The organism is Delftia sp. GW456-R20, assembly GCF_001622915.1.
GTDB classification, from domain to species: Bacteria; Pseudomonadota; Gammaproteobacteria; order Burkholderiales; family Burkholderiaceae_C; genus Comamonas; species Comamonas acidovorans.
In genome coordinates this window covers 1576650-1593943 of the sequence record NZ_LWCN01000004.1, presented here as the reverse complement: position 1 = coordinate 1593943, position 17294 = coordinate 1576650, and the positions used below count along the sequence as shown (strand labels likewise).

Sequence of the window (17294 nt, the reverse complement as noted above, 5' to 3'; positions counted from 1 at the left end):
CCGGTTCCCGCACAGGAGACAGACCATGAACCCCGAACCGCAGGCGCTGGCCGCCATGCAGTCTTCCCCCGCCCAGGCTTTCCAGGCCGTGCCCGACCGCCACGGCAGCAACCTGTACACCACCGATTCGCAGTTGCAGCCGCTGCTGGCGCTGTACCTGCCGCCCGAGGTGAACGCGCACCTGCAGCCCCATCTGGAGCGCATGGGCGCCCTGGCCGGCCGCGAGATCGATGAATGGGCGCTGACCGCCGACCGCAACCCGCCCGAGCTGGAGCACCGCGACCGCACGGGGCGCGATGCGCAGCGCATCGTCAAGCACCCGGCCTATGTGGAGATGGAGCGCATTGCCTATGGCGAGTTCGGCCTGGCCGTCATGTCGCACCGCACGGGCGTGCTGGGCTGGGATGGCAAGCTGCCGCCGCTGGCCAAGTACGCGCTGACCTATCTGTTCGTGCAGGCCGAGTTCGGCCTGTGCTGCCCGCTGTCCATGACCGACTCGCTGGCGCGCACGCTGCGCAAGTACGGCGAGCCGGCCCTGGTCGAGAAGTACTGGCCGCGCATGACGCAGCTGCGCTTCGAGGACCAGGCCCAGGGCGCCATGTTCATGACTGAGCAGGCGGCCGGCTCGGACATCTCCAACACCCAGACGCTGGCACGCCCGGCCGCCGACGGCAGCTGGTGCCTGTCCGGTGACAAGTGGTTCTGCTCCAACCCCGATGCCGACTTCGCCATGGTGCTGGCGCGCGTGGAAGGCGCGCCAGCGGGCATGAAGGGCATCTCGCTGTTCCTGCTGCCGCGCCGGCTGGACGATGGCTCGGCCAACCACTACCGCATCGTGCGCCTCAAGCACAAGCTGGGCACGCGCTCCATGGCCAGCGGCGAGATCGTGCTCGACGGCGCCGTCGCCTACCTGGTGGGCGAGCAGGGTCGGGGCTTCGTGCAGATGGCCGACATGGTCAACAACTCGCGCCTGTCCAACGGCGTGCGCTCGGCCGGGCTGATGCGCCGCGCCGTGGCCGAGGCCGAGTACGTGGCGCGCGAGCGCCGTGCCTTCGGCAAGGCCCTGCAGGACATGCCGCTGATGCAGCGCCAGCTCGACAAGCTGCGCATCTACTCCGAGCAGGCCCGCACCATGGTGCTGCAGACGGCCCAGGCGCTGCAGCGTTCGGACGCAGGCGAAGACGGCGCCTACGCGCTGCTGCGCATCCTCACGCCCATGATCAAGTTCCGCGCCTGCCGCGACGCGCGCAAGGTCACGGGCGACGCCATGGAAGTGCGCGGCGGCTGCGGCTACATCGAGGAGTGGAGCGATCCGCGCCTGGTGCGCGACTCCCACCTGGGATCGATCTGGGAAGGCACCAGCAACATCGTGGCGCTGGACGTGATCCGCGCCATCAAGCGCGAAGGCTCGCTGCCCGTGCTGCGCGACCACGCGGCCCAGCTGCTGGCCCAGACCGAGGCGGCCACGGACTTCAAGGCCGCGCTGTCGGCCAGCATGGACAAGGCTGCAGCCCTGGCCCTGCGCGCGGCCGAGGAGGGCGGTGACCGCCTGGCGCGCGCCGCCGCCTCGGGCCTGTACCACTGCTTCGCGGCCACGGCCATGGCCTGGGAGGCCTCATGCACCGGCAGCGCCGAGCGCATGCGCTGGGCCCAGCTGGTGCTGCTGCACCGCGTGCTGCCGCGCGACCCGCTGGCGGCAGGCGACCTGCCCGAAGGCTGGACACGCTGAGCCCATCGACCGCACCGACCCAGAACACACATCCCGTCCACAGGGATGACCGCACAAGTACCGGAGACAAACACCATGCCTTGCACTGACCCGAAGCCGTCCTTCCAGAAACGCCGATTCCTGTGGGCCTGTGCGCTCGCCGCCACCGCCGCACTGCCGGCCGCCGCCCTGGCCGAGCGCTTTCCCGAGCGGCCCATCAGCTTTGTCGTTCCCTTCCCGCCCGGCGGGCCCACGGACGCCATGGCCCGCACGCTGGCGATAGCGCTGACCGAGACGCTGGGCCAGAGCGTGATCGTGGAGAACAAGGCCGGCGCAGGCGGCAACATCGGCGCCGACTTCGTGGCCCGCGCCAGGCCCGACGGCTACACCATCATGTTCGGCACCTCGGGGCCGTTGGCCATCAACAAGCACCTGTACCGCAAGATCAACTACGACCCGCAGACCAGCTTCGCGCCCATCATCCGCGTGGGCCACCTGCCCAATGTGCTGGTGGTCAACCCGGCGACCAAGGCCACCACCGTGCAGGAGCTGATCGCGCAGGACAAGGCCAAGCCGGGCAGCCTGGACTATGCGTCCTCGGGCAACGGCGCCTCCTCGCACCTGGCGGGCGTGCTGTTCAACAAGATGGCCGGCACCTCGCTGCAGCACATCCCCTACAAGGGCACGGGACCGGCGCTCAACGACCTGCTGGCGGGGCAGGTGAACATGACCTTCACCGACATCCTCACCGCCATGCCCTACATCAAGGCCGGCAAGTTCAAGGCCATTGGCGTGGCCACGGAAAAGCGCTCTCAGGCCATGCCCGACATCCCCACCATCGCCGAGCAGGGCCTGCCCGGCTACGACGTGAGCGTGTTCTTCGGCGTGGTGGCACCGGCCGGCACGCCGGCCGACCGCATCGAGACGCTGAACGCGGCCTTCCGCAAGGCCCTGAGCAGCGAGCGCATCCGCAAGACCTTTGCCGACCAGGGGCTGGAGCCGGCTTCCGATCTTTCGCCAGCGGGGCTGTCAACCTTCATCGCGCAGGAAGTGACCAAGTGGAAGGCCGTGGTCGATGCCTCCGGCGCCAAACTGGATTGAATAGATGGAGAACACCCCCTGAGCGGCTACGCCGCTTCCCCCTCTCTCGCACGCGGGAGTGGGACGGCGCCTTCGCTGCGGGGCGGCCCTTGCTGGGCGCCCCAGTGGCTTGAAACACGCCAGTCTTGCACGTTGTGCCAATGAAGAAAGAAACTTTATGAGCAGAGCCAATGGTGCCCTCCAGGGCATCCGTGTCCTCGACCTCTCCCGCATTCTTGGTGGCCCGCTGTGCGGCCAGATCCTGGGCGACCACGGTGCCGACGTGCTCAAGGTGGAGCCGCCGCAGGGCGACGATACGCGCGCCTGGGGGCCGCCGTTCCAGGACGGTGTGTCCTCCTACTACCGGGGCCTGAACCGCAACAAGCGGCTGCAGTTCCTGGACCTGTCCCAGCCCGAAGGCCAGCAGGCCGTGCTGGCGCTGATGGAGCAGGCCGACGTGGTGGTGGAGAACTTCAAGATCGGCACCATGGAGAAATGGGGCATTGGCTGGGAGCAGCTGCGCGAGCGCTTTCCTCGCCTCATCTGGTGCCGCGTCAGCGGCTTCGGTGCCGATGGCCCGCTGGGCGCCTGGCCCGGCTATGACGCGGCCATCCAGGCCATGACGGGGCTGATGAGCGTCAACGGCGAGGCCGGCGGCGATCCGCTGCGCGTGGGCCTGCCGGTGGTGGACATGGTCACGGGCATGAACGGCGTCATCGGCGTGCTGCTGGCGCTGCAGGAGCGCCAGCGCAGCGGCCTGGGCCAGCTGGTCGATGTCTCGCTGTACGACAGCGGCATCTCGCTGCTGCACCCGCATGCGGGCAACTGGTTCATGAGCGGCAGGACGCCGGGGCGCTCGGGCAACGCTCATCCCAACATCTATCCCTACGACAGCTTTGCCACGGGCACCACGCCGGTCTTCCTGGCCGTGGGCAACGACCGCCAGTTCCGCCTGCTGTGCGAGCACCTGGGATGCCCGCAACTGGTGGCCGACGAGCGCTTTGCCACGGCCGGTCAGCGTTCGCACCACCGCGATGCGCTCAAGCCGCTGCTGGAGCAGGCCCTGCAGTCCTGCGACGGCCCCGCGCTGGCCGATGCGCTGATGGCCATCGGCGTGCCCGCCGCGCCCGTGCTGGGCGTGGACGCGGCGCTCAACCATCCGCATACCCTGCACCGCGAGATGGTGGTGGAGATGGAGGGCGGCTACCGGGGCCTGGGCGCGCCCGTCAAGCTCAGCCGCACGCCGGCCAGCTACCGGCATGCGCCGCTGGCCGAGGGCGACAGTTTCGAGTGAGTTGCCTGGTGCGCTCAGGGCACGATGGGGTGCAGTTGCGCGTCAGCCATGCCCACCAGCAGCGCACGCCCGTCGGGCTCCACGCGGAACTCGCCGTAGCGGGCCTGCTCCCAGCGCTGGCCATCGCCTTCGCGGAAGTACCAGGCATCGGTCACCAGCGTCCACCGGCCGCCGCGCGGGGTGAGTTCAAAGCGCTGTTCGCCGGGCGCCAGCGGCTCGCTGGCCGTGCCGGTGCGCAGCCACTGCACCACGCCCTGCCCATCGAGCTTGCCGATGGCGTAGAGGCGTCCGCCGCGCAGGTTCTCTTTCTCCACGTCCCTGTCCTCGGAAGGCAGGCGGAAGTTCAGGCGCATGTAGTCGCCCTGCATCAGGGAGCGCGGGTCCACCGGCGCCAGTTCCACGAACACCTTGCGGCCCTGGGCGATGGTGCGTTCCTTCTGCACAATGCCGATATTGGCCACCGCCAGCGTGCAGGCCGCCGTCAGCACCACCAGCCACGGCGCCCAGCGTTGCAGGGGCGCGGCGCCTGATGCGGCGGCGGTCTCCGCGCTGCCTGGCAGGGATGCGGCGCGCGGCCCTGCCCAGGCCAGCAGGCCCAGCAAGGCGCCGCAGCCGGCCAGCACCATGGCCTTCGTCGCCAATGGCCAGGCCAGCTGGTAGTAGAAGCTGCCCACGATCCAGGCCGCAGCCAGGGCGGCCGCTGCGGCCTGCCGCCAGCGGCCGCTGGTGCCGGTCACCGCCAGCGCCAGCAGGCAGGCGCCCAGCCAGGGCAGGAGGGCACTCAGCACGGCCAGCACCACGGCAGCCACGGCGGCGCGCGGCTGCCGCAGCGTGGGCCATGCGCGCTGGGCGAACCAGGCGGCTGCCAGGGCCAGCACGGCCGAGCCGGCCTGCGTCAGAACGCCCATGGAGATGTTCGGCGCGGCTTCCTGCGCCAGCTCGCCCGCCAGGCCGCCGCCCAGCACGCCGGCCACCATGAAGCTCCTGCCGGACAGAAAGGCCAGGCCAGCCAGCACCGCCAGCAGCCAGCCCGTGGCAAAGGGCTCCAGCGCCGCCGCCATGCGGGTCTGTGCCGCAGACTGCCCCAGCGCGCGCCACTGGGCTGCCAGCAGCAGCATCCAGAGCAGCAGCGCCGCATGCACGATGACCCAGGTCGGCAGGCCTGCGTACAGGGTGGATGGATCGTTGTCCGGCCAGAGCATGGTGCAAAACAGCAGTGCGCAGGCGGCGCCCAGCAACACGCGCAGCCAGGGCCTTGGAATGGCGGCCGTGCAGGCCAGCGCAATGGCCAGGCCTATCGCGCCCGCAGCCTGCCCCGACAGGTCGCGCGCCAGGCCAAAGCCCAGCAGGCCGGCGCCGGTCAGCATGGCAGGCAGGGCCAGCTGCTCCAGGAAGACGGGCAGCTCCTCGGCGCGCAGCACGGCCACGGCTGCGGCCAGCATCATGGCGCCGATCACATAGGTGCCGGCGCCGCGCTCTATCCAGTCGGACAGGGCAAACGCAAACAGAATCAGCAAGGGAAGAAGGGCCAGCCAGGCGCCCAGCGCCGTGAGCAGCACCACCGCCCAATGGCGGTCGTTGGCGGCAGGGCGGCGGTCCTGCAAGGCGGCAGGCGGCAGGATGCCCTGGTCCACGGCCTGGCGCAGCAGGGTGTCGTGTTCGTGGCTCATTGAAGGCCTCCTTCCGCGTTGCGTGACATTCGAAGCACCAGGCTGACCGTGGCCGCCAGCAGGCACGCAGCGCCCAGGCCCACGAGCAGCAGCATGCCCGTGAAGTCCGCCCCCAGTTTCTCCAGCAGCAGGTAGACCAGGCCGCACACCAGCAGCACGTTCAGGCCCAGCGCCGCACCGCTGAGCAGGAAGATGTCGAAATGCCTGCGCAGGCCCGCCAGCGCCGCCGCGCCTGCCAGCAGCACCAGCCCCAGCGGGTACTGCGGCGCCACCGTGCTGTGGAACAGGCCGCTGATGGCGGTGGAGGTGATCATCGCCAGCGCCAGCGCGCCCGCGCCGCGCAAGGCCCACAGCCCGGCGCCCGTGAAGCGCCGCAGGGCCGGTGCCATGACCGCGGTGACGGCAAGGGCGGCGCCCAGGGCCACGGCATGGACGCCCAGGTCGCGCGACTCCACCTCCCAGAACTGCGGCGTATGGGCCTGCGCCCACAGCGCAATGCCCGTCATGGCAACCACCACCCAGGGCACCCAGACGCCATCGCTGCGCGCCGCCAGGGCCAGCGGCAGGGTCAGCGCTGCCCACAGCGCAAACAGCTGCCAGGGGTCAGCTCCCGTCTGGTAGGTCTGCCCGAAAAAGGCGAACAGCGCACCCGTGCCCAGCAGCGCCAGCACCGACAGTGGCACGCGCGCCGCCGCGCGCCATGCCGCGCCAAGACACATCACGAGCACAAAGCCCTGCAGCAGGGCAAAGCGCTGCATGCGGCCCATGCTCTCCCAATTGGCGGCAATCCACAGCACGATGCCCAGCCCGCCCAGCGCCGCGCCCAGCAAGGCCACCACGGGCCACAGGCGGGTTCTGAGCGCAGCCGGTTCCTGCTCGAATCCCGCCAGTGCAAATAGCTGCACGGCGGCCTTGCGGTCCAGGCCATGTTGGCGGACAAGGTCATGCAATAGGGGGCGCAGGTTCATGGTGCGGACGTTCCTTGGCTTGAAGAGTCGGATGCCCGACTGTGCCAGAACCTCGCGTGCATGGATGGCGGCGCAGGACGGCATTCCGGCGAGCCGGGGGAGCCGTGGGAAGATCGCGGCCAGAGTCCTGCCATCCTCTTGCCATTGCTGCCTAGCCCAATCCTGCCGCCATGCCTTTCCTGCCTGCCCCTTGCCCCGGTGCGCAAACGCCCCCGCACCCGCATCTGCATCCGCACCCACAACCTGCAGGGCAGGCGCGATGAAGCGCGGCGATGCGCTGGACGGGCAGATCGAGTGGCAGCCGGTCACCCGGCCTGCCGCCATCGCGCTGACGGCCTTTGCCGCCTGGATCATCTGGGGCCACTTCCTCAGCCAGGGTCACTGGCTGCTGCTGCTAGACAACGCCAACCTGGCACTGCACGAAGCTGGGCATCCGCTGGTGGCCCTGTTCTCGCAGCATCTCTCGGTCTACGGCGGCACGCTGTTCCAGCTGCTGTTCCCGGCCCTGTTCATGCGCCATTTCCACAGGCAGGGCCAGCGCACGGGCTGGATTGCCGCGCTGATGTGGCTGGGAGAGAGCCTCATGAACGTGGCCCACTACATGAAGGACGCGCGCGCCCAGGTGCTGCCGCTGGTGGGCGGCGGCGACCATGACTGGACGGAGATCTTCAGCCGCTGGGGCGTGCTCCAGGCCGATGTGCGCATCGGCACGCTGACGGCGCTGCTGGGTCTGTGCCTGGTGTTGTGGGGGCTGCGGTTTGCCGTTGCGGCGCTGCGCGCGCCGCAGGCCTGACCCGCCATCTGATACGGTCGAATCCGCTGCATCTGCTGCTACCGCCAGGGCAGGGCGCTGGGCATAGTCCAGGCAGCCCCCGGCAATTCATGACAAGCCCGCATCAAGGGCGCACCGGCCGGGGCGAAGGCCCCGCATGTCAGAACGACCGAAACCGCTTCCCGATGAAACCGCCGCAGCCCCCCGGCCGCGGCCCGCGCCACGCAAGGTGATTCCCATCGCCGATGCCAGCGCGGACTCCCCGCTGTTCGAATCGCGCAGGAAGATCCAGCCGCGCTCCATCACGGGGCGCTTCACCCATTGGCGCTGGGCCATGGTCTGGCTCACGCAGCTGTTCTTCTATGGCATTCCATGGCTGCAGATCCATGGCCGGCAGGCCCTGCTGTTCGACCTGGAGCAGCGGCGCTTCTACGTCTTCGGCTGGCTGCTGTATCCGCAGGACTTCATCTACCTGGCGGTGCTGCTCATCGTCTCGGCGCTGGCGCTGTTCCTGTTCACCACGGTGGCGGGGAGGCTGTGGTGCGGATTTTCCTGCCCGCAGACGGTCTACACCGAGCTGTTCATGTGGGTGGAGCGCCGGCTCGAAGGCGACCGCAGCGCGCGGCTGCGGCTGGACGGCAGCGGCTGGGGCGCGGAGAAGATCGCGCGGCGCGGCGGCAAGCATGCGCTGTGGCTGCTGATCTCGCTGTGGACGGGGCTGACCTTCGTCGGCTACTTCGTGCCCATCCGCAGCCTGCTGCCCGAGGTGCTGGCGCTGACCGGCGCATGGCAGATCTTCTGGGTGCTGTTCTATGCGCTGGCCACCTACGGCAACGCGGGCTTCCTGCGCGAGCAGGTCTGCAAGCACATGTGCCCCTATGCGCGCTTCCAGAGCGCCATGTTCGACAAGGACACCCTGGTCGTCACCTACGACACCGCGCGCGGCGAATCGCGCGGCCCGCGCCACAAGGGGGTGGACTACCGGGCCCAGGGGCTTGGCGACTGCATCGACTGCACGCTGTGCGTGCAGGTCTGCCCGGTGGGCATCGACATACGCGACGGCCTGCAGTACGAATGCATCGGCTGCGGCCTGTGCATCGACGCCTGCAACAGCGTCATGGACCGCATGCACTACCCGCGCGGGCTGATCCGCCTGTCCACGCAGAACGGCGTGGCCCGGGGCTGGCGCCAGAGTGAGCTGGTGCGCCGCATCTTCCGCCCGCGCGTGCTCATCTACGGCACGGCGCTGGTGGCCATCTCCACGGCCATGGTGGCCAGCCTGGCCCTGCGCACGCCGCTGAAGGTGGATGTGGTGCGCGACCGGGGCACGCTGTCGCGCATCGTGGCCGGCGGCCAGATCGAGAACATCTACCGCGTGCAGATCGGCAATGCCACGGAGCAGGACCAGCGCTATGTGCTGTCGGCCTCGGGCATCGACGGCCTGCGCGTGGCTTCTGAGACCGAGGTGGACGTGGGCGCGGCCCAGGACCGCTGGGTCGTGGTGCGGCTGCAGGCGCCCTATGGCGCGGCCGGCCCTGGCTCGCACGGCGTGGAGATCACGGCCACGGCGGTGGGTGACCCGGCGCTTACCAAGCAGGCGCACAGCACGTTCCTGGTGCCGCGCTGAAGGGCCGGTTGGATGGATTGATTCAGGAGTACGGCGCAGTTGTTGTGCACGATGCCTGGTCCGCTGCAGCGCGGGCTGGCATCGGTTTTGAGGCCCCGGAAGTTTGTTCCGGGGCCTTTTTTTCCGTCCATCTGGCGCCGAAGGGCGGCTTCCCAGGCGACTCCCGGGCGACACGATCTGGTGTAAATGCTCATAGGGAAATCCGCAGACCCCGCTATGGTGGGCGGCTGTTTTCCGTCCCGCGTATGAACAAGAAACCTGCCTCCCCCGACAACGTCTTTTCCGAGTCCAGCGCCTCCGCATCGCTGGCCGCCTCCACCACCACAACCAGCACCACCGGCAGCAGCCCGGCAGCGGCCACGCCCACGCCCACGCCCACGCCCACGCCCTTTCGCTCCGCCCTGATCCGCTCCGGCACCATCCGTGCCACCACGCGCAGCTTCCTGCATGCCCTGGGCCAGGACGACGAAGACATGGAGCGCCCGCACATCGGCGTGTTCCACACGGGCGGGGAGATGAGCCCCTGCAACCTCAACCTGCGCGACCAGGCCCAGCATGCCAAGACCGGCATCTATGCCGGGGGCGGTACGCCGCATGAATGCCCGGTGGTGTCGGTCAGCGACGGGCTGACCATGGCGCATTCGGGCATGCGGTTTTCGCTGATCTCGCGCGAGCTGATCGCCGACAGCGTGGAGGCCTCGGTGCGCGGCCACCAGTGGGATGGCATCTTCGCCATCGGCGCCTGCGACAAGAACCTGCCGGGGCTGATGATGGGCATGGTGCGCTGCAATGTGCCCAGCGTCTTCGTGCATGGCGGCTCGGCCCTGCCGGGGCAGGCGCCCGGCGTGCACGGGCGCGACCTGAACGTGGTCGATACCTACGAGACCATCGGCCAGGTGCTGGCCGGCACCGCCACGGCGCAGGACCTGGAGGCCATGAGCCGCGCCTGCCTGCCCACGGCCGGCGCCTGCGCAGGCCAGTTCACGGCCAACACCATGGGCATGGTGAGCGAGGCGCTGGGCCTGGCGCCCATCGGCTCCAGCATGGTGCCCGCCGTGTTCAGCGAGCGCGCACCGCTGATGCGCCGCGCCGCCCGCCAGCTCATGCAGGCCGTGTGGGCCAGCGCCGAAGGCGGCGGCCCGCTGCCGCGCGACATCATCACGCGCCGGGCGCTGGAGAATGCCTGCGCCGTGGTCAGCGCCACGGGCGGATCGACCAATGCCGCCCTGCACCTGCCGGCCATCGCGCACGAGGCCGGCATCCGCTTCCACCTGGACGACGTGGCCGAGATCTTCGCGCGCACGCCGCTGATCGCCGACCTGCGTCCCGGCGGGCGCTTCCTGGCGCGCGACGTGTACTACATCGGTGGCGCCGGCGTGATCCTGCGCACGCTGATGGAGCAGGGCTTTGTCCACGGCGATGCGCTCACCTTCACGGGCCGCACCCTGGCCGAAGAACTGGCCGATGCCGCGCCGCCCGATGGCGAGGTGGTGCGCACGCCCGGCAATCCCATCACGCGCGACGGTGGCCTGACCGTGCTCAAGGGCAACCTCTGCCCCGATGGCGCGTTGCTGAAGACGGCCGGCCTCAAGACCCTGGTGCACCGGGGCCCCGCGCGCGTCTTCGAGTCCGAGGAACAGGCCCAGGCCGCCGTGCAGGCCATGCAGTACGCGGCCGGCGATGTCATCGTCATCCGCAACGAAGGCCCGCGCGGCAGCCCCGGCATGCGCGAGATGCTGGGCATCACCGCGCTGCTGTATGGCCAGGGCATGGGCGACAAGGTGGCCCTGCTGACCGATGGGCGCTTCTCTGGCGCCACGCGCGGCCTGTGCATCGGCTACGCAGGCCCCGAGGCCGCCGACAACGGCCCCATTGCCGCGCTGCGCGACGGCGACCTCATTGCCATCGACGCCCGCGCCGATGCGCGCAGCATCACGGTGGAAATCGGCGAGGCCGAACTGGCCGCACGTCTGGAACAATCGGCCGCCGCGCGCCGCCAGGCCCCGCCGCTGGGCGGCGTGCTGGAAAAATACGCGCTCACCGTGCGCCCGGCCCACCAGGGTGCGGTCACGCATTCGGGCCAGGTGGTCTGGCTGCGCGACGACAGTTGAAGCCGCCGGGCTGGCACGCATTTCCCCCGCTGTTCCCCCACTGTTTTTTTCAGAGTTTCAATTTCAACCGGAGACATACGCATGAACATCGACCGCCGCCAATGGCTGGGCACCGCTGGAGCGGGTGCGCTGCTGGCCAGCCTGGGCCAGCAGGCCTGGGCGCAGGCCCAGGGCCCCATCGAGACCCTGAACATCATCACCGGCTTCGCGGCCGGAGGCACCTCGGACGCCATCTGCCGCCGCGTGGGCACCAAGCTGTCGGGCTATGCCAAGACCGCCGTGGTGGAAAACCGCACCGGCGCGGGCGGTCAGATCGCCATCAGCTACGTCAAGGGCCGGCCCGCAGACGGCGCCACCCTGCTGCAGACGCCCACGTCCATGCTGTCCATCTACCCGCACATCTACAAGAAGCTGCCCTATGACCCGGTGGCCGACCTGGCGCCAGTCACCGTGGGCTGCATCTTCGACTTCGGCTTTGCCGTCGGCCCCGCCGTGCCCGCCAGCGTGACCACCGTGCCCGAATTCTTCGCCTGGGCCAAGGCCAACCCCGCAGGCGCCAACTTCGGCTCGCCCGCTCCCGGCTCCACGCCGCACTTCATCGGCGCCCTGCTGGGCCAGCATGCCGGCGTGGACTTCAAGCACGCCGGCTACCGCGGCACCCAGCCCGCGCTGCTGGACATGCTGGGCGGCAACGTCTCCGCCGTCTGCGGCCCCGTGGGCGACATGCTGCAGCACCTGGCCGGCGGCAAGATGCGCATCCTGGGCGTCAGCGGCGCCAAGCGCAGCCGCTTCGCACCCCAGGTGCCCACGCTGGTGGAGCAGGGCTACAAGGACATGGCGCACAGCGAATGGTTCGCCTTCTTCGTGCCCGCCAAGACCCCAGCCGAGACCGTGCAGCGCCTGAACGGCCACATGCGCAAGGCCCTTGCCACGCCCGACGTGGTGGACAGCCTGGCCACCTTCGGCCTGGACGCCCAATCCTCCACCCCCTCCGAACTGGCCGCGCTGCTGCAGTCCGAGCTCGCCAAATGGGGCCCCATCGTCAAGCGCGTGGGATTCACAGCTGAGGGCTGATCAAAACCAGCGGGCCGAGCGAAGCGAAGGCCCGCCCCATGCCCACCCCCGTATGTCAGCGCAGGTTGCCCGCAGCGAAGCGGAGGGGCGCGGACATTCGGGTCGCCTTCTTTGATCTGACCTTTCTTGGCGAATCAAGAAAGGGCAGTCGGCCGCCGGGCCGAGACCCGGCCTCAGAAAAATACCACCCGGCAGGGTCAAAAACAGACCCACGTAAACCAAAGCCTCAGAACGGCAACGTCCCCTGCACATACAACGTCCGAGGCATCCCCACATACTTGCCCCCGTTGTTATCCGTAGACCGCGTGTAGTACCTGCGATCGAACAGATTCTTGACCCCCACGGCCACCCGCAGATTGCTCAGCGACTTGCCAAAGTCATAGCCCGCACGCAGGCCCACGGTCGCAAACCCGGGAATATCACCCAGCCGCCCCGCAGCATCTTCCTGCGTCACATACTGCGTGCCCGACCCCGGAGAGCGCTGCTTCGATTGCGCGGCCAGGTCCGCATTCAGCGTCCACTGCCCCAGCGCATAGCGCGCCCACAGCTGGCCCGTGTGGCGCGAGTACAGCGGCAGGTCGCGCCCCGCGAAATCGCCGGCGCGCGAGACGGCCTCGGTATAGGTATAGGACACACCCGCCGTCAGTCCCTTGAGCGCGGCATTCCACTGGCCCAGGTCGTAGCGCAGCGAGGACTCGATGCCGCGGTGGCGCGTGGCGCCCAGGTCGGTCCAGATGCCGTCCACGCCCACGCGGGTCAGCAGCAGTTCCTTGTCGAAGTCGATGTTGAACAGCGTCAGCTCGGCGTTCAGCGCCGGGCTGTTGTAGTGCGTACCCACCTCATAGGTCTTGGCCGATTCGGGATGCAGGCCGCGCTCGGTCTGGGCCAGCTGTGCGTACTGCTGCGGGCCGAAGGACTTGCCCGCGTTGGCGAACAGCGACCACTGCGCATTCATGCGGTAGAGCACGGACAGCGTGGGCAGGAACTCGCTTGCATCGGCCTTGGGGAACAGCTGGCTGGTGACGGTGCTGCCATCGGCGCCCAGGTTGCTGACGTTGTTGAAGGAGTTGATGCGTTCGTAGCGCACGCCGGGCGTGATGGTCCAGTTGCCGATGTCGATGCGGTCATCGATGTAGAAGGCATGGGCCGTGGTGCCGCCCTGGCTGGTCTGGTAGGGCGTGATCGGCAGGGCCATGGCGTTGGCCATGGTGGTGGGGTTGTAGTAGGCGGTGCGCAGCGCGACCTCGGAACTGCTTTCCTTGAGGTAGCGGTAGCCCACGCTGACTTCCTGCACAACGGAGCCGGTCTCGAACAGGCGCGAGTAGCGCGGCTCGACGCCGAAATAGTGGTAGCTGCGCGGCGCGGCCGTCAGGCGGCGCTGGTTGGCGTTGTCCTGCTCGATGTAGCTGCCGCGGAACGAGTCCACGTAGTAGCCCAGCACCTCGAAGTTGTTGCGCCCGTCCTTGTGGTTGTACTTGAACGAGGCATCGGTGCGGCGGCCGTCGAAGCTGTCGTAGGAGCGCGTGGACTGGAACGGGTCGGCCGCGTACTGCGCCGTGGTCAGGCCGCCGGGCATGCGGCCCGAGCCCTCGAAGTGGTGCAGCGAGACGGCGATGTCGTCCTGGGCCGAGATGCGGTAGGCGCCCTTGAGCAGGATGTCGTCGATGTCGGTCTTGTCATTGCCTGCGCGCCAGCCGTCGCCATGCGTGCCCGAGTACAGCAGGGCCAGGCCCAGGCCGGATTCGTTGGTGCCGCCCACGAACAGGCTGGGCGTGGTCTTGGCATTGCCGCCGTGGCTGTAGATCTCGGTGCCCACCGAGGCCTCGGCCGCGAAGGTCTTGGGAATGGCGCGCGTGACGAAGTTGATGATGCCGCCCACGTTCTGGGGGCCGTAGCGCACCGAGCCCGCACCGCGGATCACGTCCACCGACTCCAGGTTGCCCAGCGACACGGGCGCCAGCGACAGCTGGGGCTGGCCGTAGGGCGCGTAGGAGACGGGCACGCCGTCCATCAGCACATACGAGCGCGGCGACAGGCGCGCCGTCAGGCCGCGCACGCCGATGTTCAGCGACACATCGCTGCCGCCCGTGCCGTTGCTGTCCTGCACCTGCACGCCGGGCACCAGGCGCAGCACATCGCGCAGGCTGGAGGAGCCGGTTTCCTCGATGCGCGCCCGTTCGACGATGGTGCGCGCGCCGGCATGGTCCAGCACCTTTTCCTCGGTGGGGTTGTCCAGCCAGTTGCCCGTGACGGTGATGGCGGACAGGCCGGCCTCGGGTGCGGTGGTGGTGGGGGATGGCGCCTGTGCCGACGCCTGCAGCGACAGCACGGCGGCGGCGACAGCGGCCGCGCAGCGTGTGAGCGTGGCGCAGTGATTGCTGGAAACCATGGAAAACTTCCTTTGTGCCTCTGGGATTGGTGCAGCGCTGAAGGGTCGGCTGGCAGGCTGCAGGACGCGTGGCGGCGGGCGAGGCGGAAGCAGGAGACAAGGACCGGTCAGCATGCATGGCGGCGATGCCGGTTCGGGGTGCGAGTCTAAATGAGAATCATCCAGCTTGCACCAGACTGACAGCAGCTGTGCCGGGCCGCGTTGCCCGGGCGCTACAGCGCAGCAGGTGCTGCCGGCGCAGCGGGCGCTTACCTTGCTGCTTTTGCTGTTGGACGGGGCTGCATTGCGCGGGCCAGCTCGCCCAGCGTGGCCAGGGCCTGCCCGGTCTCGTCGCTCCAGTCATGGCCGTAGTTCAGCCGCAGGCAGTGGCCGAAGGCCTGCGAGGCCGAGAAGATCGGCCCCGGCGCCACGCTGATGCCGCGCGCCAGCGCCGCGCGGTGCAGGGCCAGCGCATTGCAGTACGGCGGCAGCTCTATCCACATGAAGTAGCCGCCCTCGGGCCGCGTGGCCCGCGTGCCTTGTGGAAAGTGGCGGGCAATGGCCGATGCCATGTGGTCCCGCTGCAGGGCCAGGCTCTGGCGCAGGCGGCGCAGGTGGCGGTCGGCGCCGCCGCTTTCCAGGTAGTCGGCCAGCGCCTGCTGGGTGGGCGCATTCGTGGCCAGCGTGGTGGTGAGCTTTTGCCGGGCCACGGCGCGCGTGAAGCGCCCCGGCGCGGCCCAGCCCGTGCGCCAGCCCGGCGCCAGCCATTTGGAGAACGAGCTGCAGTGCAGCACCCAGCCTTCGGTGTCGAAGGTCTTGGCCGGCGGCGGGCGGCGCTCGCCGAAGTACAGCTCGCCGTACACATCGTCTTCGATCAGCGGCACGCGGTGGCGCGTGACCAGCTCCACCAGTGCGCGTTTGCGCGCCTCTGGCATGAGGCTGCCCAGCGGGTTCTGAAAGCAGGTCATCAGCCAGATGGCCTGGGGCCTGTGGCGCTGCAGTGCTGACTCCAGCGCGTTCAGGTCCATGCCCTCGCCCGGATGGGTGGGCACCTCGATGGCCGACAGGCCCATGCGCTCCAGCGCCTGCAGCGCACCATAGAAGCAGGGCGATTCGATGACCACGGCGCCGCCGGGCCGCGTGACGGCGGCCAGGCACAGGTTCAGAGCCTCCAGTGCGCCGTTGGTGATGACCAGATCGGCCGGCGTCAGCGCCAGGCCGTCGGCCAGGTAGCGGCGTGCGATCTGGCGGCGCAGCGCCAGGCTGCCGGGCGTGAGGTCGTCGATGGCGCTGCGCGGGTCGGCCTCGCGCGCGGCATGCGCCAGGCACTGGCCCAGGCGGCGCAGCGGAAACAGGCCCGGCGATGGAAAGGCCGAGCCCAGGGGCACGACATCGCGGTCCATGGCCGACTCCAGCACCTCGAACACGCGCTCGCTCACATCGACCACGGCAAAGCTGTCGCCCTCGGGCGAAGACGGCTCGGTAGGCTCGGGCGGCGCGCTGCGCGGGCGCTGGGCCACGAAGTAGCCCGATCGCTCGCGCGCGCGCACCAGGCCGCGCGCCTCCAGCAGGTAGTAGGCCTGGAAGACGGTGGAGGCGCTGACGCCGCGCCGCTCGCTGGTCTGGCGCACCGAGGGCAGCTTGTCACCTGGGCACAGAACGCCTGCGGTGATGGATGCCTCGATATCGTCGGCCAGCTCCTGGTAGCGCGTCATGGCGGCGTGCGTGCTTGGGTGCGGGCGCCGCTTCAGCCTTGCTCGGCCAGCAGTTCCTGCAGCGCCTTGATCTGCTGGCGCAGGCGCTCGTTCTCGGCTTCGAGTTCGTTCACGCGCTGCTGCAGCTCCTCGGGCGAGGCGGTCACGGCCGCGCCTTCGCCGTCGGCCGCTTCAGCTTCGGGCTTGGCGGCCTTGGGCTTTTTCTTGGCATCGCGCACGCGCTTGGCGGCCTGCTTGAGTTCGTCGGCGCCTGCGGCGGCCACGGCCTGCTGCTCGTCCACGGGCAGGCTGGCGACCACGGCGGCGGTGCTCAGCGAGATGTCGCCCGAGCGCACGGCGGCCACCACTTCGGGCGCGGCCTTTTGCTGGATGGTCTCGATCAGCTTGACCTGGCTGCTGGACAGGCGAGCCACGCGGGCCAGGGCCTCGCGCGTGTCCAGTGCCTCGTCGGGCACCTTGGCCACGCTGGCCAGGGCGGCGGCGACCACGGGGTCGGTCTCGCCTTCCCAGGGGGCTTCACCTTCGGCCTGGGGCGCATCGGCCTTGGCGGCCATCACGGCCGCGGCGGCGGCCGAGCGGCGCGTGGCAATGATCTCGCGCTTGCGCAGCGCCAGCACGCCGCGCTGGAAGTCGGACACGCTGCGGCGACCCAGGTGCTGGTCGATCATCCACAGGTGCACGTCGTCCATGTTCTTGAACTGCGTGGCCTGCACGGTGTTGAAGGGCAGGCCGTGCTTTTGGCAGATGGCGTAGCGGTTGTGGCCGTCGATGAGCAGGTCGTTCCAGAGCACGAGCGCGTCGCGGCAGCCTTCGGCCACGATGCTGCGCTCCAGCGCGTCGAGTTCATCGGGGGTCAGCGGGTCGATGTAGGCCTTGAGTTCTTCGTTGACGACGATGTCCATGGCAG

General features: G+C 69.4%; 12 protein-coding genes. 7 read left to right on the top strand and 5 right to left on the bottom strand.

All coding sequences use genetic code 11. From position 1 onward, the window contains the following. The first annotated feature begins 25 nt into the window (after positions 1 to 25). From A4F85_RS12500 to A4F85_RS12490, 3 genes are all read left to right on the top strand, one after another. A complete protein-coding gene (locus A4F85_RS12500) occupies positions 26 to 1729 on the top strand; it encodes an acyl-CoA dehydrogenase family protein (protein WP_063326754.1) in 1704 nt (567 codons plus the stop codon). Between the two features lie 75 nt (positions 1730 to 1804). Then, a complete protein-coding gene (locus A4F85_RS12495; RefSeq protein ID WP_063326753.1) occupies positions 1805 to 2809 on the top strand; it encodes a Bug family tripartite tricarboxylate transporter substrate binding protein in 1005 nt (334 codons plus the stop codon). Positions 2810 to 2966: 157 nt separating this feature from the next. Then, positions 2967 to 4082 (top strand): CaiB/BaiF CoA transferase family protein, encoded by a 1116-nt coding sequence (locus A4F85_RS12490; RefSeq protein WP_043792364.1) that lies wholly within the window; start codon positions 2967 to 2969, stop codon positions 4080 to 4082. 14 nt (positions 4083 to 4096) lie between these two features. Here the strand turns inward: A4F85_RS12490 and A4F85_RS12485 are convergent, their stop codons facing one another. Continuing rightward, positions 4097 to 5752, bottom strand: a complete 1656-nt coding sequence (locus A4F85_RS12485; RefSeq protein ID WP_063326752.1) for a GDYXXLXY domain-containing protein — start codon at positions 5750 to 5752, stop codon at positions 4097 to 4099. Next, positions 5749 to 6720 carry a DUF2157 domain-containing protein gene (locus A4F85_RS12480; protein ID WP_034398293.1) on the bottom strand — a complete coding sequence of 324 codons (972 nt, stop codon included), beginning with the start codon at positions 6718 to 6720 and terminating at the stop codon, positions 5749 to 5751. The genes A4F85_RS12485 and A4F85_RS12480 overlap by 4 nt, the downstream gene beginning before the upstream one ends. A 259-nt stretch (positions 6721 to 6979) precedes the next feature. On the opposite strand from A4F85_RS12480, the gene A4F85_RS12475 reads away from it, so the two are divergent. The 4 genes from A4F85_RS12475 (at position 6980) to A4F85_RS12460 (ending at position 12304) form a co-directional block, all read left to right on the top strand. Then, on the top strand, positions 6980 to 7513 hold the full coding sequence (locus tag A4F85_RS12475) for a hypothetical protein (protein ID WP_063326751.1): 534 nt from the start codon (positions 6980 to 6982) through the stop codon (positions 7511 to 7513). Positions 7514 to 7649: 136 nt separating this feature from the next. Next, entirely contained in the window at positions 7650 to 9119 is a 1470-nt protein-coding gene (gene ccoG / locus A4F85_RS12470) for a cytochrome c oxidase accessory protein CcoG (protein WP_063326750.1), read from the top strand. A gap of 245 nt (positions 9120 to 9364) precedes the next feature. Next, positions 9365 to 11230, top strand: coding sequence for a dihydroxy-acid dehydratase (gene ilvD / locus A4F85_RS12465; protein ID WP_082848195.1), 1866 nt, complete (start codon positions 9365 to 9367; stop codon positions 11228 to 11230). Positions 11231 to 11311: 81 nt separating this feature from the next. Then, positions 11312 to 12304: a Bug family tripartite tricarboxylate transporter substrate binding protein gene (locus A4F85_RS12460; protein WP_063326749.1), complete on the top strand. Its 993-nt coding sequence runs from the start codon at positions 11312 to 11314 to the stop codon at positions 12302 to 12304. A 226-nt stretch (positions 12305 to 12530) separates the two neighbouring features. On the opposite strand, the gene A4F85_RS12455 is transcribed toward A4F85_RS12460, so the two are convergent. From A4F85_RS12455 to A4F85_RS12445, 3 genes are all read right to left on the bottom strand, one after another. Then, positions 12531 to 14693: a TonB-dependent receptor family protein gene (locus tag A4F85_RS12455; protein ID WP_063326748.1), complete on the bottom strand. Its 2163-nt coding sequence runs from the start codon at positions 14691 to 14693 to the stop codon at positions 12531 to 12533. Between the two features lie 248 nt (positions 14694 to 14941). Next, the gene (locus A4F85_RS12450) at positions 14942 to 16387 is read right to left on the bottom strand and encodes an aminotransferase-like domain-containing protein (protein ID WP_063326747.1); all 1446 of its coding nucleotides are present in this window, start codon (positions 16385 to 16387) and stop codon (positions 14942 to 14944) included. A 32-nt stretch (positions 16388 to 16419) separates the two neighbouring features. Further along, positions 16420 to 17289 carry a hypothetical protein gene (locus A4F85_RS12445; protein ID WP_012204374.1) on the bottom strand — a complete coding sequence of 290 codons (870 nt, stop codon included), beginning with the start codon at positions 17287 to 17289 and terminating at the stop codon, positions 16420 to 16422. Between the last annotated feature and the right edge of the window lie 5 nt (positions 17290 to 17294).

What these genes read in the sequence shown, in the direction of transcription:
- ccoG (WP_063326750.1), top strand. Translation starts at nt 7,650, where the DNA reads ATGTCAGAACGACCGAAACCGCTTCCCGATGAAACCGCCGCAGCCCCC.
- A4F85_RS12480 (WP_034398293.1), bottom strand. Translation starts at nt 6,720, where the DNA reads ATGAACCTGCGCCCCCTATTGCATGACCTTGTCCGCCAACATGGCCTG.
- A4F85_RS12460 (WP_063326749.1), top strand. Translation starts at nt 11,312, where the DNA reads ATGAACATCGACCGCCGCCAATGGCTGGGCACCGCTGGAGCGGGTGCG.
- A4F85_RS12485 (WP_063326752.1), bottom strand. Translation starts at nt 5,752, where the DNA reads ATGAGCCACGAACACGACACCCTGCTGCGCCAGGCCGTGGACCAGGGC.
- A4F85_RS12495 (WP_063326753.1), top strand. Translation starts at nt 1,805, where the DNA reads ATGCCTTGCACTGACCCGAAGCCGTCCTTCCAGAAACGCCGATTCCTG.
- ilvD (WP_082848195.1), top strand. Translation starts at nt 9,365, where the DNA reads ATGAACAAGAAACCTGCCTCCCCCGACAACGTCTTTTCCGAGTCCAGC.
- A4F85_RS12500 (WP_063326754.1), top strand. Translation starts at nt 26, where the DNA reads ATGAACCCCGAACCGCAGGCGCTGGCCGCCATGCAGTCTTCCCCCGCC.
- A4F85_RS12475 (WP_063326751.1), top strand. Translation starts at nt 6,980, where the DNA reads ATGAAGCGCGGCGATGCGCTGGACGGGCAGATCGAGTGGCAGCCGGTC.
- A4F85_RS12455 (WP_063326748.1), bottom strand. Translation starts at nt 14,693, where the DNA reads ATGGTTTCCAGCAATCACTGCGCCACGCTCACACGCTGCGCGGCCGCT.
- A4F85_RS12445 (WP_012204374.1), bottom strand. Translation starts at nt 17,289, where the DNA reads ATGGACATCGTCGTCAACGAAGAACTCAAGGCCTACATCGACCCGCTG.
- A4F85_RS12490 (WP_043792364.1), top strand. Translation starts at nt 2,967, where the DNA reads ATGAGCAGAGCCAATGGTGCCCTCCAGGGCATCCGTGTCCTCGACCTC.
- A4F85_RS12450 (WP_063326747.1), bottom strand. Translation starts at nt 16,387, where the DNA reads ATGACGCGCTACCAGGAGCTGGCCGACGATATCGAGGCATCCATCACC.